The sequence below is a fragment of the Comamonas odontotermitis genome (assembly GCF_014207855.1).
GTDB classification, from domain to species: domain Bacteria; phylum Pseudomonadota; class Gammaproteobacteria; order Burkholderiales; family Burkholderiaceae_C; genus Comamonas; species Comamonas odontotermitis_A.
On sequence record NZ_JACHKZ010000023.1, the window covers coordinates 45,204 to 70,325 of the forward strand.

The window sequence follows — 25,122 nt, forward strand, 5'->3', positions numbered from 1 at the left end:
CAATCGTTTCGGTTAAGGCGTTACTTCGTCGGACAGACCGAGTTTGCCCGGATTGAGCAGATTCTTGGGGTCGAGCATTTTCTTGGTCAGCTGCAGCAATGAAAATGCGGTGCCCAGCGATTCAGCCATGTAAGGCGCACGCAGCAGGCCCACGCCGTGGTGGTGGCTCAATGTGGCATTGTAACGAAGTATGACTGCATTGGCCGCATCCCAGGCGGCGCGGTACCAGTCGGCCCGCTTGCCCACTTCGACTTCGCCGCGCAGCGAGAAATACAGGCATGCACCGTCGACATACGCATGCGACTGGTGGGCCGAGCCTGCAAGCGTGCCAGGCACCGATGCGATGGCTTTGACCACCTCGTCATAAATGGCGGGGAGATCACGCCAGCAGCCAGACATCTCCAGGGTATCGGCGACAAAGCCGGGGCTTTTCTTGAAGCCTTCCGCGCTTTTGCCGGTGAGGTAGCGCGTGTCCAGCCAGCGCTCCAAAATGGCTGCGCCGTCCAGTTCGGTGCCGGTGGCCTTGCACACGCGCTCACAGATCTGCATGACGGCGTCGACCATTTCCGGTGCACCTTCGTCGGCAATCATCAGCACATTGGTTGTGGGGCGATTGAACTGCACGCCGCTTTCCAGCGCGTCGTACAGGCGTAGTGCGGCGGGGTTGGCGCCCTGCTGCATGATCTGGCGGCAGGCTTCCAGGCCCTGTGCGAAGGTGCTGAATTCGTAGGCAATGGCTTTGCCATAGTCAGGCAGGCGGTGCAGCTTGAAGCGGATGCGAACGATGATGCCCAGCGTGCCTTCGGAGCCGATGAACAGCTGCTGCAGGTCGGAGCCGATGGCTGCACGCGGGTATCCGCCCACGGTGATGAGGCTGCCGTCGGCGAGCACCACATCCATGCCATAGACCATGTCCTCGATCTTGCCGTACCGGGTTGACAGCTGGCCAGCACCTCGGCAGGCAACCCAGCCTCCCACGGTGCTGATGCCGAAGGACGAAGGCCAGTGGCCCATGGTCATTTTGAACTGGCCCTGGATGGTCTCCTCAAAGACGTCTCCGAACATGCCTGCTTCCACATTCACAACCTGGCTGACTTCGTCAAAATCGACCAGCATGTTGAGCTGGCAAATGTCCAGGACGATGCCTCCCCGCACAGGAAGCGCCGCGCCGGTGACGTTGCTGCGACCACCTGCCACGGTCACTGGAATGCCATGCGCGTTGGCGATGCGCATCACGGCCTGGATTTGCGCGACTTGAGAGGCATGAACGATGACTGCATCTGGTGTGGCGGGCTGCCCGGAAGTCTCTGCAACCATCGTGCGAGCCCACCAGTCGCGCGTTCCTGCGATGACGGCTTCGCGGGCGGTCTCTACCTTGTCCGCGACCTTCTGCAGCGCTTCTACCTGCGCCTGGGTTACCAGCACCGGATCGCGCTGAAGGCCTGCCGGACCGCCGAACTCGGTGATGCCTGCCGCATAGGCGGGTGGGGTATGGGCGCCCACCACGTAGTTGCGACGGTTGTAGCCACGTTTGATTGCATCTTTGCTCAGCATTGGATATCTCCCATAAGAATGGATTTTTCACGTTCAACAGAGTGGCGGTATGCGGCCACCTGTTCCGAAATGTCGTTTGCGTTCAGCTGGAGTTCGGCCTGCAGGATTTCGCCCACGCGCGCTGCGGCCAAGGCGGATGCGTCGCGTGCCATGAGCCGCGCTCGCATGCGGCGGGACAGCACGTCTTCCACCGTTCTTGCCATCTCGTGGCGCACCGCATAGACGACTTCCGCTTCGGTGTACGCAAGCCCTTCCACAATGGGCTTGAGGAGGGCCGGATGGGGCTGCATGATGTCGCTGACAAACCGAGCCTCCGTTCCGTAGCGCTCACCCAGATGCGCCGAGAGCCCGCCAGTGGCCGTGATGGCCTGTGAGTCGTAGCCTGCAGCGCCCAGCAGGAATGCAGACTTTGTGCTGCATGGCTTGCGCCGCCCGAGCTGTTTTTCCACCGTGTCCACCGTTTGCTCTGCCATGTGGCGAGAGGTGGTCAGCTTACCGCCCACGATGGTGACGAGCCCGTCCTCGGCGACATGGATCTCGTGGTTGCGCTTCATCTCGACGGTTTTCCCGCCGGCTGGCCCGACCAGCGGGCGGCATCCGGCAATGCTGCCGACCACATCCTCTGGCTGCAGGTCGGTCTTGAGAGCCGAGCGCGCGCCTTCCAGAAGAAAATCGAGTTCCTTGCGTGTGCAGTGCACATCGTCCAGGCTGCCTTCATAATCTTCATCCGTCGTGCCCAGGTAAGAGACGTTGCCCCAGCGGGTGATGGTGGCGCGCCTGCTGCGTCCCGGCACCGGAATGGTGACCGTGCAGTCGTTGCGGATCTTCAGCCACGGAATGGCGACGTGCACGCCCTTGGCGGGGCGGACGTGCAGCCTGGCTTCCTGGCCATGCTTTCGACCATCCCAATCGCGCAGCCATACGCCAGTCGCCATCACCACCGACCGGGCTTGCACGCGGATCTCCTTGCCATCCACCTGGGTGATGGCGCCGTCGACCTTGCCGTTTTCATTGCGCGTCAGCGAAACCGCCTTGCAGTGGTTCACGACGGTCGCGCCGTGGAATGCGGCGGTTCGGGCAACCGTCAAGGTCAGGCGCGCATCGTCCACCCGCGCGTCAAAGTACATGAATCCGCCCATGAGGTGGTCTTCGCGGAAAGTCGGGCAGTGCGAGAGCACTTCGGCCTTGGACAGTTTCTGGTGCAGGATTCCCTCGCGCCAGCCACCGGCAAAATCGTAGGTCCACAGCAGGCTGTTGAAGGCCTTGGCCAGTTTTTTGTCGAAAACGCCCTCGCGCTCCATCACGGGAAACAGGAACGGCAGCCGATGAACGAGATGACGGGCGTTGCGGCGCAGGCGCTGCCTCTCCAGAAGCGAATGGCGAACCAGGCCCAGGTTTCCCTGCTCGATGTAGCGCAGTCCGCCGTGAACCATCTTGGACGATTTGGACGATGTTCCCGAGGCGAAATCATCTTTCTCGATGAGCGCGACCCGGTAGCCGCGCAGGCTGGCGTCCAGTGCGACATAGGAGCCGGTGATGCCGCCGCCTATCACCAGCAGGTCGAATTTCTCACCGCCTAGTTGTGCCAGTTGCTCGGCACGCTCCAGCCGCAGCGGGGCGGTCAATGTCAATTCGGCGCTGTCCTTGCCATATAGGTTTGTTGGCCAACCTATCATGCTGCTTTCTCCGTTGGTTCAAGACGTGTGTACTTTCTTGCGTGGGCCAGCTCGTCGGCCGCGCGTGCATGCCAGATCGCCCGGCGGTGGGCGCGTTCGTCCTCGCCCATCTGCGGCTCGAAGACAGCGTCTGTCTTCAAGGTGGCGCAAGCCTCTTCCAGCGAATCCCACAGCAGGCCGGATGCCCCTGCCAGGAAGGCAATTCCTCTGAGGCTTGCTTTATCGGTTTCGGCCAGGCGCCGCACGGGCATACCCATCAGGTCGGCCTGTATCTGCAACAAGGTAGAGCTGCCGGCCAAGCCACCGCCGACCAGCAGCTCCGATACGCGGGTGCCAGACGCCTGCTGGTTGGCCTCCATGCAGGAGGTCACCGAATGCGCGATACCCTCCAAAATGGCTTTTGCCAGCTCCGCTTTGGAGGTTGCCATCGATATTCCGAGCACCGATGCCCGGGCTGCGGGCTCCATCGAGGGAATGCGCAGCCCCGTCAGCGCAGGCACGAACAGCAGGTCTGGAGACGTGGTTGCGCTGCTGGCCAATTCACTGATCTGCTTGGGGTCGCTGAACCATTCAAGCTTCTCGCATATCCAGTTCAAGGCCGAGCCCGTGGTGGGCACATAGGTTTCGATGGCGAAGCGAGACAGTCCGTTCGCTCTTCTTGCGGTCATCGTCAGGGAGCTCTCATGCGCTCCATCGTGTGGCGCCAGCGTGGTGCCTGTCAGAACATCCACAAAACTGCCCGTGCCATGCACGCACATGGCCTGCCCGCGCTCCAGGCAACCCAGACCGATGGCAGCAGCATGCTGGTCGCCTGCACAGGCAAGAATGGGTACTTCGATACCCAGGAGCTCATGCCGGGTGACACCAAAATCGTCTGCATCCTCCCGGAGCTTGGGTAGCAATTCTTGTGGAAACTCCAGCGCATCCAGCCAGGAGTTCAGATACCGGTGTTCCCGCAGGATGTATGCATTGCCTGAAGTCACGTTCGTCGGCGTCGTGACCAGTTCGCGCGACTTAGAAAGGTGCCACAGCAACCAGGTATCGATGGTTCCGAATGCCAGGCGCTTTTCCCGGTAGGCCTGGGCAATCTCCGGTACCTCTCGCAGCTTGTGCCGGGCCCACAGATAGGGCGAGCGGACACCCGCAGGCCGCCCCGCATACTGCACCAGGGTCGAATCCCAGCGGGAGGACAGGGCTGCCAGCTCTTCCCGGTGCCTTGAATCCTGCCAGACCATGACGGGAGCGAGGGACCTGCCGGTCAAGGTATCCCACAGCACCGCCGAGCAGCGCTGGTTGGCAATGGCCATGGCTACGATGTGCTTTCCGCTCGCCTGTGCTTGTGCAATCACCCTGCGGCACACCAGCAGCGTCTTCTCCAGCAAAACATCTGCGTCTTGCTCAACGGTTCCCGGACGCGGGCACGACACATCCAGCGGAATGTAGTCTTGGCCGAAGACGAGGCCGTCTCTTCCCACCAAAGCTGCGCGCGTGCCTGAAGTGCCTTCATCGATGGACAAAATAACGTCGTTGTCGGCCATTGCCTGTCTCCTCTTCTTGTCGGCTATCGCGCTGCCACCACCTTGACGGCATCGGCTTCAAACTGGGGGGCGTCCGGCTCGTTGTCCGGGTTGACGGCACTGCGCGTCGGATCCCATTTGATGGTGAAGCAGATGAGGCTTGCAACCAGCGGCACCACCGACAGAATCAGGAAGGTGGTCTCCAGGCCATACTGCTGGCGGAACAGCGGGAACACGAGCAGCCCCAGGGCTGCGCCCATGGCACCCAGCGCACCAATGACACCGTTCGCCCCCGCACGCAATTCGCTGCGGAAAGACAGCGTCGAGAGGCTTTTTCCATTGGCGCCGGGACCGCCGGAGTGGAAAAGAATGAACAGCGACGGTACCGCTACTGCTGCCCAGATTGGCATCTTTCCGTTGAAGAGGCCTAGCACCAGAAGCATCAAAAAGACCAGTGCAAACCCAATGGCAGAGGCACGTCTCAATCCCAGAATGCGGCCGATCGTGGGTGAAAGAAAGCCGCCCACGATGCCGAAGACATTGAACACCAGCGCGCCAAGCGTGGCCTGCTGAAAATCCTTGCCAAACAGCGACGCGCTGATCAGCGGGAGATACCAGCCCACCGCAAAGTACTGGATCGACTGGCCAATCTGCACCGTGGCCGCGAGAATGGTGCGTGGCAGATAGATGCCGCGGAAAATCAGCAGCACATTCGCAAGCCCTCGCTTGGCCTGGTTGATGACCGGCAGGCGTTCGGAAACCGGGGCGGCAACAAATGACTGGGCATAGATGCGTGTCATTGAGCGCGCTGCATCTTCGAGGCGTTCCTTGCGCGCCAGCCAGGTCGGACTTTCAATCAACAGGCAAAGCTGCAGCACCAGGATGAGGCAGCCGAATACAGCGGTGGCTGCAACCGAGTAACGCCACAGCGAATCGCCCACGCCCCAGGAGTTGAACCACAGCGCAAGCACCAGGTTGGTACAGACGGCCATGTACCACATGCCCTGCCATACGTTCAGGCGGCTCTTGAACCTTGCCGGAGTGAACTCTGCCAGCACGGCCATGGCAATGGCGAAATCAATGCCGTAGGCCGCGCCCACAAAGAAGCGGCCGAAAAGAATGGTGGAATAGTCTGGCGCAAACGTGACCAGCAGCGCGCCAATCACCGCGAGCACCTTGGCGATGATGAGGGGGCGCATGCGGCCCCAGCGGTCAGCCATCCAGCCGCCAATGGGGTTGAAGGCGATGGACACCCAGGATGCAAGCGACGTCATCCACGCAACTTCAGCAGGGGTCAGCTGCTGGTCGCGCGTCATGGGCCCCAGGCCTACGCTGAGTGCCGAATTGGAAAATGCATCGAGAAACAGGCCACCTAGCGCGAGCCACCAAATAACGCCCGCTCGGCCTTTGATCCCCTGGCATCCGTCGATAAAGGATATGACATCCTGGACACCACGAATTTTTATAGCGCTGGTTTGCATCATTGCCTCCTTCATATGCTGCAAGAGGCTGATACAAACCCATAAGGCGCGACGAAGCCATCTTACAGATGGTCTTCAAATCTGAACCTGTATGCGCCCATTGTAGAACGCATGTTCTGCTCAGAACTCAGGACAAACCACTATCGCCACCGTTGGCTGTCGCATAAGCGAAAGCACGAGAGGGCGACCATCCATGCAATGCAGCTGGAGGAATCTTTTCAGAGCTTGCACACGCCATCGACATAGGCCTTTCGCCAGCGGGTGATCTTGATGTCTCCAAACAGCCCGATCTTGAAAAAAGGGTCTTGCTCGATGAAGGCGCGCGCCTCCTCGGCGCTTTCCACGGCGACGATATACAGGCCGCCGCCTTGGTCCGAGCCATCGTCATTCAGCTTGGCGCCGCATGCGATCAGCGCTGCTTTGTTCTCATCAAGAAATTGCAGGTGTGCATCCCGATTTTCTTTGCGCATTGCTAGGCTGTTGGGCTTGTCAAAGGTTTCAATGATGTAAGGCATACCGGCTTGGAAGGTCAAGGAAAGGTTTCTAGCGTAGCGCACCCCACAGCCCTGGAGGTGATGCAGAGATGACAAGGCTACCCAATGCCATCCATGTGCCGTCCGTTCTGTGGTCATATGACGGAGCGAGAGAAATGCTGCAGCGACGGTGTGGAACATGGCCACCTCCCGCCAGGGCGCATAGTGGCCAAATCAACCAATCCAATTAGCCCCATGTGCGGATGGGAATACTGCGCATTACAACAATAAGCAACCTTTGTGCCGCCTGCCTTGTGCCGCGATTGCAGCTGACAGGGCTTTGCCCGCTACCTATGGGCGTATGCTTTGCAGCATATTCTGGCGCGCCCCATCCTATTGCCGAGACCACCTTGCCTGTGCTCCCTTCCACACCTCTTTTCACCGAGAAAACCTCTTTGATTGCCAATCGTGCGGAGGCAGACAAGCCTGCGCCAGGCTGGCCGATGCTGGCGGTGCCCCAGGCTCCGCGTGAGGACCATGTGATCGAGCAACTGGGGCGCATCCGTAACGACGAATTTGCCTGGATGAAGTTTGTGCCTGCCACGGGCACGCGAACCATGGAGAACTTGCCGCCCCGTCTGGGCCAGCACCTGCAGGCCGAGCGCAATTATGCGCAGCAGCTGTTGCAGCCGTTGGCTGCGTCTGCACAGGCGTTCTACAAGGCAATGGCAGCGCATGTGCGCAGTGTGGAGCAGGCGCCTGCGGCAGCATCAGCCCGGGCCCCTGGGGGATGGAGTTACAGCGTGGAGCCCAGTGCAGCCCTAGGTCACAAGCGGTTTGTGCGCAGGCATGCCGATGGACGGGTGCAGGCGCTGGTGGATGAAGCCGAGCGTGCCGCAGGCCATGCCTATTACCGAGCCGCCGAGCACCAGGCCAGCCCAGATGAGCGCTATTTCATCTGGGCGGAGGATGTGATCGGCAATGACCGCCATCGGATCTGCATGCTCGATACACAGACAGGTTCAACCCGGGTGCTGGTGCCGGAGGACGCATTTGGTTATGGCGGTTTGGTGTTTTCGCCGTCGTCGCAGCACGTTTTCTGGATTTGGCGCGATGCCCACAGCCGACCTTCGCGTCTGTACCGCACGCCGGTCGCAGGTGGTTCCACCGAGTTGGTCTATGAAGAGCACGACCCCGCTTTGTTCATGAAAGTGGCGCGCACGGCGGCCAATGGCTATGTTGCGGTGACTCTGTTTGGGCCTGATACCAGTGAGGTGCGCCTGATCGCTGCGGATGCCGAGTGTGCACCGCCGCGCATCCTGCGCGAGCGCGAACGGGGTATTCGCTACGAGATCAACGAGTGGGATGGCGGCTTGATTGCACTGACCAATGTGGATGGCGCAAGTGACCGGCAAATCCTGCGCATGGAGAGTGCCTTCGCATCTGCGGCACCCGAGCCACTGGTGCCGCACCGCCATGGTGTCCCCATCATCGCCATGCAGCCTTTTGCCGCTGCCCTGGTGCGGCTGGAGCGCGTGGATGGCCTGCACCGCGTGGTGCTGCTGCGGCCTGATGGCCATGAAATGGTGATCGCGTTCACTGAGCCCTCGTACGTATTGGAGATGCCGCTGGCGCAGCCCTGGGACGCCACGCACGTACGAATTTCCCACCAGACCCTGGCCCAACCGCTGCGCTGGCTGCAGGTGCGTTTGAGCGATGGGCAGGTCAGCGAAGTGGAGCGCGAAAGCTATAGCGGGCTGGATTCGGACCGCTACCTGGTCGAGCGCATGCATGCCGTTGCTGACGATGGCCAGCTGGTTCCCATTACCTTGCTCTCGCGCAAAGACCGTGCAGGAAGCCCGCTGCAGCCATTGCCTTTGCTGCTTACCGGCTATGGCGCATATGGCATTGCTTATGAGCCTGGGTTTTCATTACCCGCACTGGCCTGGGCGGATGCCGGCTACCGCTATGCGATTGCGCATGTGCGAGGTGGTTCGGAAAAAGGCTATGACTGGTACCAGGGCGGCTGCCGCGAAGACAAGCGCAATTCGATGAGCGATTTTCTGGCCTGCGCGCAGCACCTGCAGCGCATGGGCTACAGCACGCCGGAGCAAACGGTCAGCCACGGCGTATCGGCTGGCGGTTTGCTGGTGTGCGGCGCAGCGAATATGCGGCCAGATCTATGGGCTGGCGTGATGGCGCAGGTACCATTTGTCGACATGCTCAACACCATGAGCGATGCGGGCCACCCGTTGGTGCCGCTGTTGCGGCCCGATTGGGGTGACCCGCTGGCAGACCAGAACGCTTACGACGCCATGGCCGCCATTTCGCCCTATGAGAACGTGCGCGCTGCCGCGTATCCGCCGGTGCTGTGCACGGCGGGCCTCAAGGACGATCGCGTGCCTTACTGGGAGCCCGCCAAGTTGCTGGCCAATATCCGACGTTATTCCACCAGCAACGCGCCTGCACTGCTGCTGCTCAACCCGGACAGCGGGCACCAGGAGAGCGATCAACCGCAAAGCGTGCTGCAGCAGGCCGCGCAGTTATGGGCATTTGCCGAGCATTGCATCCGTACGGCGGGCGCTGCAGATAAACATACCGGCCGTTGAGCGGTACGGCCGCATGTCCGCACTGCAAAACCGGCTGTACAACCGCTACACAGCTGGCGCGGCAGGTGCCAGGGCTGCGCTTTGCGTTGCGCTGCGTGTGTGCAGGAACAGCCGCCATGCACAGTAGGCTGAAATCAATAGTGTAGGCACTGCGGTGATGGCAATGGCGCTGAGCATGCGGCCATGCACCAGCCAGGTGGACACAAAACCCGCCAGCAGAGGCCCCAGGGCGCTGAAGACCGACACCACAAAGCTCCACAGCGCAAAGCAGCGCGCGCGCAGCGGAGGGGGTGCCAGATCCTGCAGCATGGTGGGCACCAGTGCATTGGCAGTGCAGGTGACGAACAGGAACACCCCCACCACCACAAATGCCTGCTCAAGCGAAGCGGTGGAATAGAGCATCAAAATTGCAGGCACTGCCAGGAGAGCACATATACCCATCAGCAGAGGGCGCACTGCAGCCTGCAGGCGCTTGCCTAGCCACCGGTCTAGCCAGCCCACCACTGGCAGGCAGCCGAGCGTGGCGACCAGTACCAGCGCTCCCAGCACCTTGCCGATGTGTGCCGGTGTGGCGTTGAAACGGCGCTCCAATGCCAAGGCCATCAACTGGTTCAGACCCTGCACGGCAATCATCAGGCTACCTGCCACGCCCACGAACAGTGCAATTGGCCGCCAGTGCTGGCGCAGAAACTGTTGCAGCGAATCTGCGCCCGTGCCCCCGTTTGCGATCTCGCCCTGCACTGCGTGGCGAGGTGGATCGGCGGTGAACAGGCCGGCCACCAGCAAAGGCAGGCCTGCTGCGGACAGCAGCAAGAAGGCTTTGCGCCAGGGATCGAGCGCGCCGGGAATCCATGCCATGGCGGCTGCCTGGATATCGCCTGCGTAGTAGAAGCCCGCGCTTGCGCCGGTCGAAACCAGGGCAGCAAAGCCCAGATTGGCAAACACGCGGTGGCGCTCGGGTGCCAGATCAGGAATCATCGAGTACACCAGGGGCACCATTGCAAATTCAGTGATGCCTGCCGCCGAGCGGCCCAGAAAGAACAGCGGAAAATTGGGTGCCAGGGCACTGAGCACCATCATTGCCGTCGAAGCCAGAACGAGGCACAACAGCACCCGCTTGCGCGAGAAACGGTCGGCAAAGCGAGCCAGCGGTATCGCCAGCGCGCTGCCGACCAGTACGCCTGCCAGACCTTGGAGTGCACCGACTGCGGCATCGCTGATGGCAAAAGTCTTCTGAATGGCCGACAACGAGATGGCCTGTAGACCGTAGTCGCTCATCTGCACGCCCGCTGTGAGGCCCAGGAAGACCACGGTCAACAAGCTCTGCAGCGACCATTGCGCAGGGCCTTGGGCCTGTTCGGCACTGGAAGAGTTTTTCATAGCAGTACTGTTTTACCCAGCTGTCGTGAGAATGCATGGCGCCCGGCGCGCATCTGGTGCGGCCGGGCGGGTATGCAAGCAACGAGAGCCATTGCTAGCTGAAGGAAGGCTGCACCTGACGAGCGCCGGGCGCAGCCGCCTGGGCAGCGGTGCTTACTTCCATTTGTATTGCAACTGAAGATCGACCGTGCGAGCGTCGCCGTAGTAGCAGTAGAAGTCGCAGCCGCTGACATAGGTCTTGTCGGTGAGGTTGCGGGCATTGAACTGCAGCGCCCATTCACGGCTGATGTCGTAGCGCACCATCAGGTCCAGCAGCGTATAGCTGGAGATGCGTGTGCCAGGGGTGTAGCGCTGGTCTTCGGTAGAGCCGTTGTAGCGCGCGCCAGCGGCCACGGTCAGCTTCTGGCTGTTGGCCAGGGCAAAGGCATGGCTCACCCACAGGCTGGCCTGGTTGTCAGGGATCAGCGGCGTGCGCACTGTCTGCGCGGCAGTCACATCCTGGCGGGAATTGTTGTGCGTATAGGCCGCTTTGATGCGGGTATTGGCGCCCAGCTTGAAGTCGCCCTGCAGCTCAATGCCCTTGTTGGTGCGCTTGCCCGTCTGCGACTGGATATTGGAGGCATCCGAGACCAGTGCGTTCTTTTCCTTGACGTCAAAGTAAGCCAGCGTGATGTTGCCGCCATTGAGCCAGGTCGGTTCGAGCTTCACGCCCACTTCGCTTTGCTGGCCTTCATAGGGGCGGTAGGCGTTGCCGTAGCCATCTACGCCAGCGATGGGCTTGAAGGATTCGGAGTAGCTGATGTAGGGCGAGACACCAAAATCAGTGATGTACATCGCGCCCGCATTGATCGAGTTTTTGCTGACGTCGTAGCTGGAATCGGCGCCATTGGTCTGCCCGTTGTTCTTGGCCTTGTCGTGGCGAATGCCTGCGTTGAAGTTCCAGTGGCTGCCTACGCGCATCTGGGCAGATGCATAAGCGCCCCATTGCTTGGAATGCAGACCGTAGGGCGTGCCCGTCACAGCAAAAGGTGCGCCATAGACAGGGTTGAACATGTCAAGGTTGGGCACCATGCCAAAACCGTTGTTCAGGCCATCGGTGTCGGATTTGAGGTAATCGATGCCAAAGGTGGGCAGCAGTTGCACGCTGTCACCCAGGCGCAGGCGGCCACTGATGCGGTTGTCCAGATAATGTGATTTGGACTTGCCGTCGGTAAAGGTGTAGCCGCGCAGAAGCTCACGATCACCGTTGGAGCCATAGGCGAATGTATTGGTCTGGTCGAGATCGAGGTTGGTGTACTTGTAGTCCTGGGTGAACTTCCAATCCTGGTTGAATTTGTGGCTCAGCAGCCAGCCCAGGCTCGATTGGGTGCGTTTGAGCTGATCCACGCCTGGCTCGCCGGCATTGAAGCGACGGTCGATGCGCCCATAGGGCGTGTCGATGATGGTGCCGTAGGCAGGCAGAAAGCCGTTGGTGGGGCGCCCGTCTTCGTGCTGGATGCTGCCCAGAAGCGTCAAGGAGGTGCGCGGGCTGAACTCCATCGTGACGCTGGGCGCCAGGTAGTAGCTCTTCATGTTGGTCTCGCGCTGCATGCCGTCTTCCTTGCGGGCCTGCGCCACGAGACGGTAGTACACCGAGCCGTCGCTGTTGGCAATGTTGTTGTAGTCGACACTCAGGCCCAGGCGGTTGTTGTTGCCGACCTCGGTGTTGAGCTCAAGGGCACGTTGCTTCTGGGGCCGTTTGGTCACAAGGTTGACCACGCCACCGGTCTCGGAGGCGCCAAATACCAGCGCGCTGGGGCCTTTGAGCACTTCGACCGATTCGACCCCGAACACCTCGGGCTTCCAGACAAAATAGCCATTGGGCGAGGTGGGTGTTCCGTCGAGCGAGACCGAAGCATCAAACCCGCGGATCTTGAACCACTCGACCTTGTTGTCGGCGCCAAAAGGCTCGCTGAGCACGCCAGCCTGGTATTGGAGGGCTTGGTCGAGCTTGCGCGCACCCATTGCATCGATCTCGTCCTTGCGAATCACGGCGCTAGAGTTGGGCGCATAGAAGTCGAGGCTTTGCAGCTCATCTACGGTGCCAACCACAGTCACCGTCGAGAGTGTCTTGTCCTTTGCGTCGTCGGCTTGGGCGGTTTGGGCCATCACAGGCATGACCAAACCAGCGGTACCCATGGCGATCAGTATGGCCCGGACAACGGGGGTGTATTGTGCGTAAAGCATAGTGTTTCAGAAGTTAAAAAAGAAGCGGGCACTCACGCCGCTTTCTTCATGCAAATTCTATGTCTCAACTGATAATTATTCTCAAGTGCATTATCATTTGTGGTAAATATGTAGCATTTCTCTTTGCCATGGATCATTGCAAATGGATGCAGTGGCAGCAGGTGCGTTGTCGGCGTCTTGGGTACGAGCCGTTCAGGCACTTGCCTATTGGTGGCGGTTACTGCAATTGCTACATTCTTGGATAGCATCGGCTTGCAAGCACCGGTTTTTTCGATGGATACGACGACATCAATCAGCGCTGCGCTCAGAGGCAGCATTACGCTGCCGCGCGCGGCGAACTTCGTTCAGTGGCTCACCAGCCTGTGGCGCGACAAAGGCGTAGAGATCAAAGAGCTTGAGCCAGATCTGATCCAGCTCCATCTGGATGGGGTTGGCGTGCTGCAACTGCGGCTGCTGGCCAGCCGCCAGCTCGAATGTCTGGTACTGCCTGTTACCGAGCCGATGGGCGGGTTGCTGCAGTTGTCGCTGACGGAATACCTGGGCGAATATGCCGATGAGATTGGCCTGCCCGATGGCAGCTGGGATATCGCGTGGGAAGGGCAGGCGCCGCGCAGCCCGACACAGTTGCATATTCTGGAGGTGATAAGCAACCGGGCACTGAGCCCTCAAATGCGCCGCCTGCGTTTGAAGTGTTCCGACATCAAGCCTTTTGCCACAGAAGGCATCCATATTCGCATGCTGTTGCCATGTGCTGGCGCTGAGCCGGCCTGGCCTGATCTGCAGCCGGATGGCCGCTTGCTCTGGCCGCCGGGCAAGCCGCGCATGGCGCGCCGAACCTACACCATCCGCGCGGTCAACGTGCCGCAATCATGGATCGACGTCGACGTGTTGCTGCACAGTGATGCCGATGGCCCGTCGCCGGGCTCCGTCTGGGCCGAGCATGCTGCGCCAGGCAGCCCTGTCGGCGTGCTCAGTCCTGCCCGCGGTCTGCCTGCGCGTGCCAGCCAGCACATATGGGTCGCCGATGCCTGTGCCTTGCCCGCTGCTGCACGCATGGTGGAGATGCTGCCGCCGGATCAGACGCCTGCCTTGTTGCTATGGGTCGCAAATGAGCATGAACGCGCCGCGTTCGACTTGCCTGCATCCAGAGTAAGGCCGCAGTGGCTGTGTAGCGGCGAACCAGGGGCTTCAGTTCCCGAAATTGCCAAGGTCTTGCAGTGGCTTGAGTGCCAGTCATGGAATGGTTCCGACACCGCCTTGTGGATTGCGGGCGGTTTGCCAATGATCCAGGCCGCCCGGGCATGGGTGGCCGCCCAGCCTCGACTGGTGGGGGTGCAAAAAATGATTCATACCTATTGGCGGTGAGAAGGCTGGAAACGCCTTCTCTGCCAGCCATTCGCCTGGCGTTTTTTCGTTGGTTTCGCCCAAGCGCTTCCAGATTCCATTGCGGGCACTGTGCGGTCGAAGGCAGGAGAGGTATCAAAAGCCTCTCAATCTTTCAAGCGCTGTCTGTTTGCATCCGCTCGAAGGTGCCGATAGCGTATTGAACCGATCAAACGGTCGGCTGACTTTTAAGAGCCGCTTGCTCCAGGATCGATTGTCCGCATGCCAAAAAACTACCCACGATGCTTTTCGTGGATGCCTGGGTGCGGCGGGCCAGTGCCACTTGCACCAAAAGGCCATCGCACATACCAATCAGCACAGCAGCCAACTCACTGGTAGTGGATTTCTCAATGCCAGGGTAGGCGCGGTGGATGATCTCTGCGATGCCGGAAGTCATCACATCGTAGGCTTCACCAAGTACCTGCGCAGCTTCTGGGTCACCGACTCCAATGGACCAAAAGTGCATGATCAACGTTGCATGCTCGACACTTAGCGCATCTGCCAGAGCTTGTTGAAACAGTGCCCTTAGCACAGCCCGCGCGGCGTCTGATGAAAGATTCGCGGTCGCGGTGGGATCCATTTGCGAGGTGTAGCCCTCAAGCACTGGCTTCATCACCTCTCGCAATAATTCGGCCCGGCCCGGAAAGTAGTACTGCGCATTGCTGATCGAAATTTCAGCAGCCTTTGCAACAGAACGTAAGCTAAATCCCACTGTCCCTTCCGAAAGAAGCTGCTTTCTCGCGTGCTCAAGAAGATTGTTTCGGGTACGCAGACCTTGAGCTCGAAACACGGGCTCTGAGATAGCTCCCTTGGATGAAGGCTCGACCTTCACTCGGGGCCCAGGTCTGCTCTTCTGGCTACCGGACATGGCGCGCACTCATCAATTTTTAAGACCCCTCTAGTGTAGACCCTGAAATTTTTCTAACGATATTTTAGAAATCTATCACTGATACACGCATTAAACGTGCCAGGGCCACGACAAAAAAATTGGCCTAAATCAAACATTTGTTGACACTCCTTGGTAGGTGATTTATTGTCTCTATGACCTATCTTTGGTGTAATGACCTAATTGCATCCAATGGCTCCACGGGCTCCATAAGTCGCTCGAGATGCTTGGGTAATTTACCAACATTAATAATAATTTCAAAAGGGGAAATATGTCAGCAATAACCCCCACATTGCGCCAATTGAACTGCTTTAAGGAGTTGGCCAATTACAAGAGTTTTACCAGCGTTGCTGAAGTTTTAAAAATCAGTCAACCGGCGGTGTCTTCTGCTATCAGAGAATTAGAAAAGGGGCTTGATACAAACCTTTTTGACAGAAGCACGCACCATGTTCGGCTCACGCATGAAGGAGAGGCTATTCGAGAACACATTGAGTGGATGGTGAATAGCTTTGAGAATGGTGTCCGGGAATTGCACCAGTCGGTCAAATACCGAACTAGTACCATAAGGATTGCCTGCATACCATCGGCCTTGCATCTGATTGCGCCTTTACTGTACCAGTGGCAATTAAAAAATCCACTCATCAATTTACGATTGATGGATATGCATAGTGACGAGTTGTCAAAGGCAATCGTTACTGGCAATGCAGATATAGGCTTGGGGGTGGAGTTTCGAACGAATCAGTCCATTGAATTTTCGCTTGTTACCACAGACCAGATGATGGCAGTTTTACCTGTTGGGCATCCGCTGTCTTACAAAGAAGACATCAGTTGGAATGACTTGAGGAAGAAAAACATAGCCATATTGAACAGAGGTAACACATTTCAGATGATTCAAAACTCGCTTGTTGAAGAAGGCATAGATTTTTCTAGTATCACAAGTTTGAATTTTATCGAATCACTGTATGCCTTGGTTGCTAATAATTGCCATTTGGGAGTTATTTATAATTTACAGGTCAAATCCCATTTTGAATCGGGTTTGGTGTTCAGGCCCGTAAAAGAATTGATCTCTTTGCGAAGAATATGCTTGATGACTATGGTCAACAAGAATGATAAAGGTAGCTCTGTCAATGATTTATGGGATTTTCTTTTGAAAAATATAAATAATTCAACTCCAAGAGGCGAGGAATGAACCATATTGGACTGCAGTGGCTGAAGATGCAAGCCAAGAGATGGGGGCTATGCCTTGCATTGCTATGCTTTTCAGCATTGGCCCATGCTCAAACCTGTGAATTGGGTGGAAATAGTGCTCCCTCGGGCGGGAGCTTTGCACTGGAATCCTATAGCAGTACAGTGCACGTGAATGTGAGTGCTCCATCTTCCTTCAGTTCAGGCACTGCATACACATTGCAAAATGTGCAAGGAACAGCAAGGAGATATTCAAGCGCAAACTATATAAGGGTCAGTGGGAATACGTCAGTGACCTATACATTCTCCCCTGCGGTTCCTGCCAATCGCGTAGCTTTCATAATTTTCGATGTGGGAGTGGGTACAAACATACCGCCTGCCTACACGCCAACATTGACATTGAGTGTGACCGGTGGTGCGAGTCCAAGCAGTTTCAGCTTTTCAAGCTTGCTTGATAATACAAACTCGCCTATGAATCCGCTTACCTATACGCCTGCGACCGGTGTTTTCTCGAAAACCTCGAGTGTTTCTACAGTACGTGAATCGGGTGCTGTAGTGGGTAATTCCAATGCGCTCGTTTCCAGCTTGACGGTGACAACCGCCGGATTGGATGCTCTGGATTTGGTGGGGTACGGTCTGCCGTCTATCCCTACCTGCATCACTACCAGAAAAATCAGCGTGGGCGGAACGGGCAGCTTTTCATTCGCCAATACAAACCTATCCACCCTCAACACAGTACTGACAACCACTGCAATGCAGTCGCCGGTTGATAGCGTCGCTAGCTTTGTTCCTGATCCTGCAAGCGCTGTCTCCATTACGGAGAGTGTGTCATCTTCTCCTCCTGGTTGGCGATTGGCAGGTGCCTCATGTACAGATGCGAACAGTGGGGTGACAGGAAATATAGGTGCCTTTGGGCTTAGAAGCGGAAATACCTTGACGGTATCGCCAGGCCAATTGAGCCCAATCGCCAATATTACCTGCACGTTAACTAATTCATTCTTGGTGGCAGTAGATGATACGCAAACTACGCCGATGAATATTCCGGTCAATGGGATAATGCCTATTTTTTCCAACGATACAGGCGGCGGTATATCACTGTCGGCATTGGATGGCTCTGTTTGCACATCTTTTCCTTGTATCCGCAATATTGCAAATGGAACCATTGCAGTTGATGCGTCAGGAAACTACCTGTTTTCTCCTTCTGCTGGATTTACTGGAGTTGCGTCCATTCCGTATGAAATTATTGATGCAGCAGGCTTGACAGCCACGGCCAATATCGTCATTACCGTCACTCCGGTGCCTCAGCTCAGTCTGACGAAGGCGAGCAATGGGCCCTGGTCAGTTCAGCAGAGCGGGGCGTTCTATAGCCTCCGTGTTGCAAACAGTGGCTCTGCCGCGACTACAGGGGTAATTACTGTTCGAGACAGTTTGCCTGCTGGCCTTTCTGCAAGCGACGGAATCTATGGTGGATGGAGTTGCCAGACCTCCGGTGGAGAGGTCATTTGCACGAGCGACATTTCAATTTCTGTCGGTGCAACTGCCACTATCCATTTGCCTGTCTCGGTCGATGCCAGCGCAGTTCCGGGTGTCGTCAATCAGGCTTCGGTGGGAGGAGGGGGGGACCCGTTCAATGGAGGCAACCCTCCTGCGCCTGGCAGTTGCCCGGCAGGTGATAGCCATTGCGCTAAGGTTGCGACGGTAGTAAATGCTCAGGCAAATCTCAATATCGCAAAGACCAATGGTGTCTCTGCTGTGGCGTCAGGAAGTTTTGTGACTTATACCGTCACCATCTCGAATCCAGGCAGCACCTCGGTAAATGGATTGAGCTGGTCAGATAGTGCAGGCAGCGGTCTGTCTGACCTTGCAATCACTGGGCAGTCGGCGGATGGCAAAGGCTCTGAATCGGGCCTTTGTGTGAATCTAGCGTGCACTGGCATCTCCCTGGTAGGCGGCGGCTCTGTCACCTATACCGTGATGGCCAGGGTTACTGGTGCTGTAGGCAGCAAGGCGGAGAACAGTGCCGTGCTCATAGGCGGTCACTGCATTGCAGATGGGCCATGCATCTCGACGGACAGCGATCCCATCGAGCCGGTCAACGCCTTGCCGGTGCCGGCACGATCAACCCCAACTTACGTCATTCTGGCTCTTGCCATCCTGCTTTTGGCCGGATCGAGGCTCCATGCGAGCAAGGCACGGCAGAGCCAGGCATAAACATCAGCAACCCATGCGCAATGTTCGCTTGCCGCCACCCACTCCGTTGCCAGGGAGCTTGGCAAAAAGAACCCTCAATGCACTGGGCCGACACGGCATCACGAGCGTGGAACAAGTTGTGTGGGCATATCCCGAGCGCCTTCTGAGACTTGCCGGTTTTGGCTTGACGGCGCTCCGAGATGTCGAGCGGGTGCTCTTTCCGTGGCGCCAGTACACGCCAATGCGATTGCGAAGAAGCACTCAGTCAAAGGCGGTAGCGAATACAGAGCGCTCAATGCCCGGTTCGGATGCGCTGCCTGGCAAGGCCAGGAAAGCCCCAAAAACATAGTTGGTGGGCTCAGTCTGCCGAGCAGCAGACAGCATGGTCGTGAATGCGCTAAGCGGTTTACGGTGGTTGTCCGGGTTTGCTTGCAACACGAACATGCCGTTACCTGCTTCTTGGCTAACTGCATGATTGATAGGATGAAATTTGGCCTAAACGTTTTTAAAACACGTCATTGGATCAAAACACTGTGAACTATTGAAACCTGGCAGGAGGATGCCGGAGTCAGTGCCTTGCCGAACTGCGTCGGCATTGATCCGTTAAATAAAATGCAAGGTTCAAATCAATTCATTGCTTCTATGAATTTTGGTGTTTTGTAGCATTTATTGCCTGTTTAACACTTTTCGACACAAACAAGTTGCTGCTTGCTATCATTGATCCAACACAGGCACGATCACCTGCATCGAGATCAGAAATTTCAGAGAAAAACCATGCGAAATTCGATACGCTTTATGAGGCTGATGCTCACAGCCATGCTGCTGTGGGGCGGCACACACATGGCCTTTGCACAAAAGGTGTTGATGCTGACTACCAGCGAGGTGGCTTCGGATGCCATCCAGGCTACCAACAACCTCCAAAGTGAGTTTGAAAGCGTTGTCGGCGCGGCAAATCTCACCCGCATGTCGGTATTGAACAATGCCAATGCCATCTCGCAGGCTACGTTCACGAACGCCCCGGGCCCTTATGACATTGTCATTGTCTCGAGCACCTACATATCCATAGACAGCACCAATTGGACAGTGATCCAGAACGCCATCGCAAACCGTTGGGCCAACTCCATTGTCTTTTTTGTGGATGGCTGCTGTGAAGCGACCAACGGCGCTAATGCCGCCAAAATGGTAAGTGCATTAAATGGGGGGGCAGCGACGTCCTTCTCACTGGGTAGCAGCTTAAGCGGATTCGCCAGATTTCCGTTGAATACGAACTCTCCCTATGCACCATCTTTTACCGGGCTGAATCCTTTCGCTGGTGGAGACATCACCTACATCAACAACGTTCCGGCAAGCAATGCACTTTATTTGGCTGCTGGTACCCCTCCGGCCAGTTTCCCTCCCGCTGGATCGGCACTGACTAACAATGTGTATGGCCTTTTGATCCCTACTGTGCAGTCAAACTCAGGCAATGGTGCATGTGTATTTGCGGTAGTTGATGTTTCGCCGTTTGTTAACGCGGCGCCTGGCTACACACCATGGAGTGAAAACCAAGGCAAGGTAGGCCCGGCCTTCGTCAATGCCGCCACCTCAGAGAACGGCGCATGCGGTCTGCCCAAGGTGACCAAATCCTTTGACAAGGCTGATATCTATTTGGGCGGCACGGGCAACACATCGGTGCTGACCATCAACATCTCCAATGGCACGCCAAACGCCATTAACAATGTGAACCTCACCGACAACCTGCCCGCCCCCCTGCAGATTGGCGCTGGCGCAGTCTCCAATACCTGCACCGGCGGCACGCTCGCCGCCCCCCAGGGCAGTAGCGCAGTCAGCCTTACCGGCTTTGGCATTCCCTCGGGCGGCTGCTCTGTCACGGTGCCTGTGGTCTGGCCCAATACCGATGCTGGTCGCCAGGCCTGTGTGAGCGCGCCTGCGGTCACCAACACCATCACCCCCGGCGTGGATTTTGTCTCGCCTATTGGCCAGGTCAATACGCCTGCGACTGCATCCCTCACCTGCCACGCGGGCCTGTTGAATCTCTCCAAGCTGGTGGTCTGGCCTGCCAATGTTCCGCCAGTGGATCTGACCGGTGCGAGCTTCCCCGTCACCGTGGCCTGTACCGGCACCGATGGCGTAGTGCTGCCCCCCATCAATACCTCGATCGTGCTGAGCTCTGCCACCCAAGGAACTGTCGCCACCACGCCGGTGATCTCCAGCGGCTCGTGCACGGTGACCGAGACTTCGCGCTCGACGGCGCCAGCCAACTACATCTGGGTGGAGAACCCCTTGCCCAGCGCTACGGCCAGCCTGGTGGCGCCACCGGCTGCCTCCAGCGTGACGCTGACCAACACCCTGGCGCGCGCCAACAGCGACATCACGGTCAACAAGACCGTCACCGGCGGCCCTGCCACTGGCGTTTCGGGTGTCTTCAACTTCACGGCCAACTGCGGCGCTGATGGCACGTACCAGGCGGCAGTCACGCTCAGTGGCACGAGTACTGGCGCCATTGCCATCACCAATGTTCCGCAAGGCGCAAGCTGCACGGTCAGTGAAGATGCTGCGCTGCCAGCGGCTCCTGCGGGCTATGCCTGGAGCACGGACCTGCCCCCTGCCGTGACGCTGGTGACATCGGGCAGCGGCAATGTGGCGGCGTTTGTGAACCAGCTCACCAGCACGGCGCCCCCCACACCGGCACCTGTGCCCACCCTCAAGGAATGGGGCGTGATGGCGATGTCGCTCCTGCTGGTGGCGATGGGCGTGGTGCAGCTACGCAGGCGCCAGCACTGATGCAAAAAAACAGCCACCTTCGGGTGGCTTTTCTTTTTTCTGGGGCTTCGCAAATCTGGCGCTCATCAGATCTGCAAGGTAACACTCAGAGCTATCTCCGTCGCGCTCAAAATTTATAGATAGCCAGAGTGGTCTACTTGGCCAAAGTCAGTTTCAACTGTGGGCCTAAACATCCATGCTTTTTACCCAAACCTAAGAACCTGTTCAAAGTCTCTACGCAACCGCGTTGGGGCGCAATCGGGATGAGTTCAAAGCGATGTAGCGAAGCCTGGACTCATGCCCCAAGCGAGATGCAGCGTGCAGGAATCGCCCGATTTCGCACCAACCCGCAGGGACAGCACCTTGGCGGACGCCCCTAGCCGGGCGCCCGGCTAGGGGCGATCTACGTCGTTGCAGATCCTCGCAATAGCAGTGCTATTGCTGTGGTACTGCGCCGCTAGGCGCACCCCTCGGATCTCATCGTGTCGCGGCGCTAGGAGACTTTGAACAGGTTCTAAGAGCCGCCAACACCACCCTTGATACGTCGTTGCTTTGTCGGGGACGTTTAGTTGGGATTGGGAGCGCCCAGCCTTGTCATACGCCTGTATTGCCTGCGGCTTTGCCCGACGCGGCGCGGCCTGACGTAGCCACGGCGCCTCATCTCAGCAGTTCAGCGCTATCTGTGTCCGTGGCCTCGGTGACTTGGTTGGCCTCACCGCTTCACGAATGGGTGCGCTGTGAGGCTGCTTCTTGCTATCGTATACAGAAAGTATTGAATGCGTCCGGGAATGAGGAGCGAAGCCGCTTTACGTTCGAATGGCGAGGGCAGTCAGCTCTTCCAGATCGAGGTTCTTCTGAAGCTCGACCAGCGTATGCTCGTCAATGTCTCCCACTTTGTGCAAGCGGATGAGTTCTGCATGGGCTGCGGCAATTGCTTCCAGCACCACATCAAAATGGGCATGCACTGTGGGCGCCAACACGGATTCCTGACCTGCGTAATTGGCATAGATCGACGCTTTTTTTCTATACTGCTCCAGCATCTGAGGGTGGATCAACTTGCCTTCTTCATCGTAGGCCTTGCTTTGGACGACCTGCAATTGAACCTGCATCAGCGCGGCCTCCGCCTCGCTCATTGACAAGCGGGGTTTATCGGATTCAGGCGGCACCAGCCCTGTCCAGCGGATCAGCAAACCAAGAGTGGTTCCCTGAACCAGCACGGTGCACAAGATCACGGCGAATGCGCTCACCAGGATGAAATCGCGGCCAGGAAAGTCCTCAGGCAGGCTGAGCGCCAGTGCCAGGGTGACTACGCCCCGCACCCCTGCCCACCCCAGAACCAAGGCGCCACGCGCGCCCAAAGGGGTGTAGCGCTTCATGCCCAGCAGGCGGCAAAGCGAGATGGCTCCGTCGGATAGAAAAATCCAGGTAAATCTCGCTACCAGCAAAGCCAGCAAAATCCACAGAACCGGCACCGCCATTTGCTCCAGAGCCATTCCAAAGCCACCAATGCGCTCTACGACGCCCCGCAGAGAGAGGCCAATCAGCATGAATACCGCTGTCTCCATCAGAAATACCGTGACCGTCCAGAAGGCAATTCCGCGCACGCGTCCTGCAGCGGTAAATACCTTGTATTGGTTGGTGCCGCAAATCATGCCGGCGATGACGGTAGCGATGACACCGGAGACATGAAGCTGCTCGGCCAGAATGTACGCAGCCCAGGAAACCAAAAGTGCGGATGTGATGACGAGATACTCATCTTGAAGACGGCGCCCAATCAACACCCAGGCAACCCCCACGGCAGCGCCTATGGCAGCCCCGCCCAATGCGAGTATTGCAAAGCTTCCCAATGCCTGGGTGGTACTGAATGCGCCGGTAATGACTGCTGCAACCGCAAAGCGGAAGAGCACGAGCCCCGTGGCGTCGTTGAGCAGACTCTCTCCTTCCAGCAGCATCAGCACCCTGCGAGGCAGTTTGACCTGCTGCAACACCGCACGTGCCGAAACTGCATCGGGCGGCGAAACAATTGCGCCCAGTGCCGCGCACGCCGCCAACGGCAACGAAGGAAATAGCCAATGCGTGACGGCTGCAACCACCAAGGTGGTAAAGAGCACCGCACCCACAGCCAAAGAGGTGATGCCGATGATGTGCTTGCGCAGATAACGTACTGAGATTCCCCAGGCTCCGTCGATAAGCAGCGGGGGTAAAAAGATGACAAGGATGAGTTCTGGATCGGGGGAAAACGCGGGAAGCCCGGGCAAAAATGCCATCAGGCAGCCTCCGCCAAGCAGCGGGACAGCAGGGGGAAGGCCCAAGCGGTTGGCAAGGTAATGCAGACCGATGATCACCGGCAAGATGGCGATCATGAGCTCGAAAAGTTGCAGTGTGTTCATGGCGATGGCTTGGGACAGGAATGCAGGCAGCCTGAGCACTGTATCGAGTGGCTCATTGTGGGCGGTAGCGAAGCATTTGTAAGTGCCAAGTATGCACTCTGCAAGGGAGTGAATGCCAATTATTTATGATGAATTTGAAATCGATTGGTTATATTGATTTATTAGGCGTTTGTATGTGCTCATAACTAGAAACGCCCGGCACTGCCGGGCGTTTTCAGGTCAGTGATTTGCAAATACCAAGGGTATTTGCATACACCACGCACTCCTGGTCTTTGGCCATAGACCGTCTGCGAACGCAAACCTTTCAGCTTGAGCAACTGTGCCACGCGATGCTTACCGCAACGCTCTCCAAGGTCGCGCATATCCAATGTCAGCTTGCGGTAGCCATAGACACCACCGCTCTCGAGCCATGCCTGCTTGAGCAAGCCCAGCAGCCTTTGGTCATCCTTAGACCGCAGACTCTGCGGTGCTGCCTTTCACGCATAGTAACCCCTGGGGTGCAGTTGCATTACCTTGCACATGCACCGCACGCTGTGCTCCTGCTCGTGGCGCTCGATAAATGCGTACCTCACCCAGACTGCCTGGCATCGTATGCGGCGGCTTTTTTGGGATGTCGCGCTCCTCGGTCACTCGTATAAGTTCGGCCTTTAGTCGCCGCAACTCCTCCGTTTGAGATGCTGCGCCTGCCGCTCAGGCGCGGGCACTGCATAGAGCTTGATCCACTTGTACAGGCTGTGTTGGCTCCGCCGACCATTTCTTCTTAAATTGGCCTGCTACCCTGAACCAATACGAAATCGACTACACCCTGTAAGTAACCTCGTTCTTGAATCTTTGCTCAGAATTGTTCGTCTTCGCCTCCTGCAAAGCTTGATTTGCGCCTTCCTTAAATCCTTCCTTAGCGGTTTCGTTGGCGGCCTTCTTGGCTAATTCCTTTCCGAAGTCCTTGCTGACCTCTTTTGCGACCTCTCGCGCTCCGGCCTTGGCGCCTTCCTTCGCGGCGGCGCCCAAGCCCGCTCTGGCTGCTGCTGTTGCTACGATGCGGCCAATGTTACCTACCAACGCGGCAACACCTGCGCCTGGCACAAACACCAGCAGTGCGCTTGCCACATTCCCGAAAATCTCGAGCGCCTTCTTCAAACCGCCGCCCATCTCCTTCTTATCGATGGGGCGGCTTTCCAATCCCAATTGCATATCGGACTGCGCGAGAACGTCTTCGCGGGAATCCGTTTTGTGGGCAATTGCAGTGAGATTTTCGTTTGCCGCGCCGTTAAAGCCGTTCGCGCTGACGGCTTTATAAGAGGTGGCAAGACCGGTATGGCTTTGTTGCACAAATCCGGGCCGCAGCGGTAGTAGGCTCGGATGATGAGTGAGACGAACTGGGGTCGGCGCAAGTACCGCACCACAAACTG

At 57.8% G+C, this 25,122-nt stretch carries 17 protein-coding genes and 1 pseudogene; 5 read left to right on the forward strand and 13 right to left on the reverse strand.

The window, feature by feature from the left end; translation table 11 throughout:
- Positions 1 to 12: 12 nt before the first annotated feature.
- The 5 genes from HNP33_RS15895 to HNP33_RS15915 all read right to left on the reverse strand — a co-directional run bounded on the left by HNP33_RS15895 (position 13) and on the right by HNP33_RS15915 (position 6,743).
- Positions 13 to 1,554, reverse strand: a complete 1,542-nt coding sequence (locus HNP33_RS15895) for an FAD-binding oxidoreductase (protein WP_184710136.1) — start codon at positions 1,552 to 1,554, stop codon at positions 13 to 15.
- Positions 1,548 to 3,230, reverse strand: a complete 1,683-nt coding sequence (locus HNP33_RS15900; RefSeq protein ID WP_184710134.1) for a glycerol-3-phosphate dehydrogenase/oxidase — start codon at positions 3,228 to 3,230, stop codon at positions 1,548 to 1,550. Before HNP33_RS15900 ends, HNP33_RS15895 begins: the two co-directional genes overlap by 7 nt.
- Positions 3,227 to 4,768 carry an FGGY family carbohydrate kinase gene (locus tag HNP33_RS15905; RefSeq protein WP_184710132.1) on the reverse strand — a complete coding sequence of 514 codons (1,542 nt, stop codon included), beginning with the start codon at positions 4,766 to 4,768 and terminating at the stop codon, positions 3,227 to 3,229. Before HNP33_RS15905 ends, HNP33_RS15900 begins: the two co-directional genes overlap by 4 nt.
- Positions 4,769 to 4,791: 23 nt before the next feature.
- Complete coding sequence (locus tag HNP33_RS15910) at positions 4,792 to 6,228, reverse strand: MFS transporter (protein WP_184710130.1); 1,437 nt, start codon at positions 6,226 to 6,228, stop codon at positions 4,792 to 4,794.
- A gap of 218 nt (positions 6,229 to 6,446) precedes the next feature.
- The gene (locus HNP33_RS15915) at positions 6,447 to 6,743 is read right to left on the reverse strand and encodes a YciI family protein (RefSeq protein WP_184710221.1); all 297 of its coding nucleotides are present in this window, start codon (positions 6,741 to 6,743) and stop codon (positions 6,447 to 6,449) included.
- 374 nt (positions 6,744 to 7,117) lie between these two features.
- On the opposite strand from HNP33_RS15915, the gene HNP33_RS15920 reads away from it, so the two are divergent.
- Positions 7,118 to 9,310: a prolyl oligopeptidase family serine peptidase gene (locus tag HNP33_RS15920; protein ID WP_325064948.1), complete on the forward strand. Its 2,193-nt coding sequence runs from the start codon at positions 7,118 to 7,120 to the stop codon at positions 9,308 to 9,310.
- Between the two features lie 45 nt (positions 9,311 to 9,355).
- Here HNP33_RS15920 and HNP33_RS15925 read toward each other — a convergent pair whose 3' ends face one another.
- Positions 9,356 to 10,690: an MFS transporter gene (locus HNP33_RS15925; RefSeq protein WP_184710128.1), complete on the reverse strand. Its 1,335-nt coding sequence runs from the start codon at positions 10,688 to 10,690 to the stop codon at positions 9,356 to 9,358.
- Positions 10,691 to 10,843: 153 nt separating this feature from the next.
- Positions 10,844 to 12,916, reverse strand: a complete 2,073-nt coding sequence (locus tag HNP33_RS15930) for a TonB-dependent siderophore receptor (RefSeq protein ID WP_233464554.1) — start codon at positions 12,914 to 12,916, stop codon at positions 10,844 to 10,846.
- Between the two features lie 273 nt (positions 12,917 to 13,189).
- On the opposite strand from HNP33_RS15930, the gene HNP33_RS15935 reads away from it, so the two are divergent.
- Positions 13,190 to 14,281: a siderophore-interacting protein gene (locus HNP33_RS15935; RefSeq protein ID WP_184710126.1), complete on the forward strand. Its 1,092-nt coding sequence runs from the start codon at positions 13,190 to 13,192 to the stop codon at positions 14,279 to 14,281.
- 187 nt (positions 14,282 to 14,468) lie between these two features.
- Here HNP33_RS15935 and HNP33_RS15940 read toward each other — a convergent pair whose 3' ends face one another.
- Positions 14,469 to 15,131 (reverse strand): TetR/AcrR family transcriptional regulator, encoded by a 663-nt coding sequence (locus HNP33_RS15940; protein ID WP_184710124.1) that lies wholly within the window; start codon positions 15,129 to 15,131, stop codon positions 14,469 to 14,471.
- 325 nt (positions 15,132 to 15,456) lie between these two features.
- Between HNP33_RS15940 and HNP33_RS15945 the strand changes: the two genes are divergently transcribed.
- Positions 15,457 to 16,374 carry a LysR family transcriptional regulator gene (locus HNP33_RS15945; RefSeq protein ID WP_184710122.1) on the forward strand — a complete coding sequence of 306 codons (918 nt, stop codon included), beginning with the start codon at positions 15,457 to 15,459 and terminating at the stop codon, positions 16,372 to 16,374.
- Between the two features lie 287 nt (positions 16,375 to 16,661).
- The gene (locus HNP33_RS15950) at positions 16,662 to 18,581 is read left to right on the forward strand and encodes an Ig-like domain-containing protein (RefSeq protein WP_184710120.1); all 1,920 of its coding nucleotides are present in this window, start codon (positions 16,662 to 16,664) and stop codon (positions 18,579 to 18,581) included.
- A 240-nt stretch (positions 18,582 to 18,821) separates the two neighbouring features.
- Here HNP33_RS15950 and HNP33_RS15955 read toward each other — a convergent pair whose 3' ends face one another.
- Both HNP33_RS15955 and HNP33_RS15960 read right to left on the reverse strand, forming a co-directional pair.
- The gene (locus tag HNP33_RS15955; protein WP_184710118.1) at positions 18,822 to 19,004 is read right to left on the reverse strand and encodes a hypothetical protein; all 183 of its coding nucleotides are present in this window, start codon (positions 19,002 to 19,004) and stop codon (positions 18,822 to 18,824) included.
- Positions 19,005 to 19,321: 317 nt separating this feature from the next.
- Entirely contained in the window at positions 19,322 to 19,552 is a 231-nt protein-coding gene (locus HNP33_RS15960) for a hypothetical protein (protein ID WP_184710116.1), read from the reverse strand.
- A 454-nt stretch (positions 19,553 to 20,006) separates the two neighbouring features.
- On the opposite strand from HNP33_RS15960, the gene HNP33_RS15965 reads away from it, so the two are divergent.
- The gene (locus HNP33_RS15965; protein WP_184749477.1) at positions 20,007 to 21,344 is read left to right on the forward strand and encodes an IPTL-CTERM sorting domain-containing protein; all 1,338 of its coding nucleotides are present in this window, start codon (positions 20,007 to 20,009) and stop codon (positions 21,342 to 21,344) included.
- Between the two features lie 785 nt (positions 21,345 to 22,129).
- Here the strand turns inward: HNP33_RS15965 and HNP33_RS15970 are convergent.
- The 3 genes and pseudogenes from HNP33_RS15970 to HNP33_RS15980 all read right to left on the reverse strand — a co-directional run.
- The gene (locus HNP33_RS15970; RefSeq protein ID WP_184710215.1) at positions 22,130 to 23,713 is read right to left on the reverse strand and encodes a Na+/H+ antiporter; all 1,584 of its coding nucleotides are present in this window, start codon (positions 23,711 to 23,713) and stop codon (positions 22,130 to 22,132) included.
- A 254-nt stretch (positions 23,714 to 23,967) separates the two neighbouring features.
- Positions 23,968 to 24,456: pseudogene (locus tag HNP33_RS15975) on the reverse strand (IS3 family transposase); the annotation flags it as partial.
- A 55-nt stretch (positions 24,457 to 24,511) separates the two neighbouring features.
- Positions 24,512 to 25,122, reverse strand: a 611-nt coding sequence (locus tag HNP33_RS15980; RefSeq protein WP_221452095.1) for an HrpF/NolX family T3SS translocon protein, incomplete at its 5' end; no start/stop codon positions are given.

Coding starts and splice junctions, on each gene's coding strand:
- HNP33_RS15910 (WP_184710130.1), bottom strand. CDS start 6,228: ATGCAAACCAGCGCTATAAAAATTCGTGGTGTCCAGGATGTCATATCC.
- HNP33_RS15905 (WP_184710132.1), bottom strand. CDS start 4,768: ATGGCCGACAACGACGTTATTTTGTCCATCGATGAAGGCACTTCAGGC.
- HNP33_RS15900 (WP_184710134.1), bottom strand. CDS start 3,230: ATGATAGGTTGGCCAACAAACCTATATGGCAAGGACAGCGCCGAATTG.
- HNP33_RS15895 (WP_184710136.1), bottom strand. CDS start 1,554: ATGCTGAGCAAAGATGCAATCAAACGTGGCTACAACCGTCGCAACTAC.
- HNP33_RS15945 (WP_184710122.1), top strand. CDS start 15,457: ATGTCAGCAATAACCCCCACATTGCGCCAATTGAACTGCTTTAAGGAG.
- HNP33_RS15955 (WP_184710118.1), bottom strand. CDS start 19,004: ATGTTCGTGTTGCAAGCAAACCCGGACAACCACCGTAAACCGCTTAGC.
- HNP33_RS15915 (WP_184710221.1), bottom strand. CDS start 6,743: ATGCCTTACATCATTGAAACCTTTGACAAGCCCAACAGCCTAGCAATG.
- HNP33_RS15970 (WP_184710215.1), bottom strand. CDS start 23,713: ATGAACACACTGCAACTTTTCGAGCTCATGATCGCCATCTTGCCGGTG.
- HNP33_RS15960 (WP_184710116.1), bottom strand. CDS start 19,552: ATGGCATTGGCATTGTTCAATACCGACATGCGGGTGAGATTTGCCGCG.
- HNP33_RS15935 (WP_184710126.1), top strand. CDS start 13,190: ATGGATACGACGACATCAATCAGCGCTGCGCTCAGAGGCAGCATTACG.
- HNP33_RS15925 (WP_184710128.1), bottom strand. CDS start 10,690: ATGAAAAACTCTTCCAGTGCCGAACAGGCCCAAGGCCCTGCGCAATGG.
- HNP33_RS15930 (WP_233464554.1), bottom strand. CDS start 12,916: ATGCTTTACGCACAATACACCCCCGTTGTCCGGGCCATACTGATCGCC.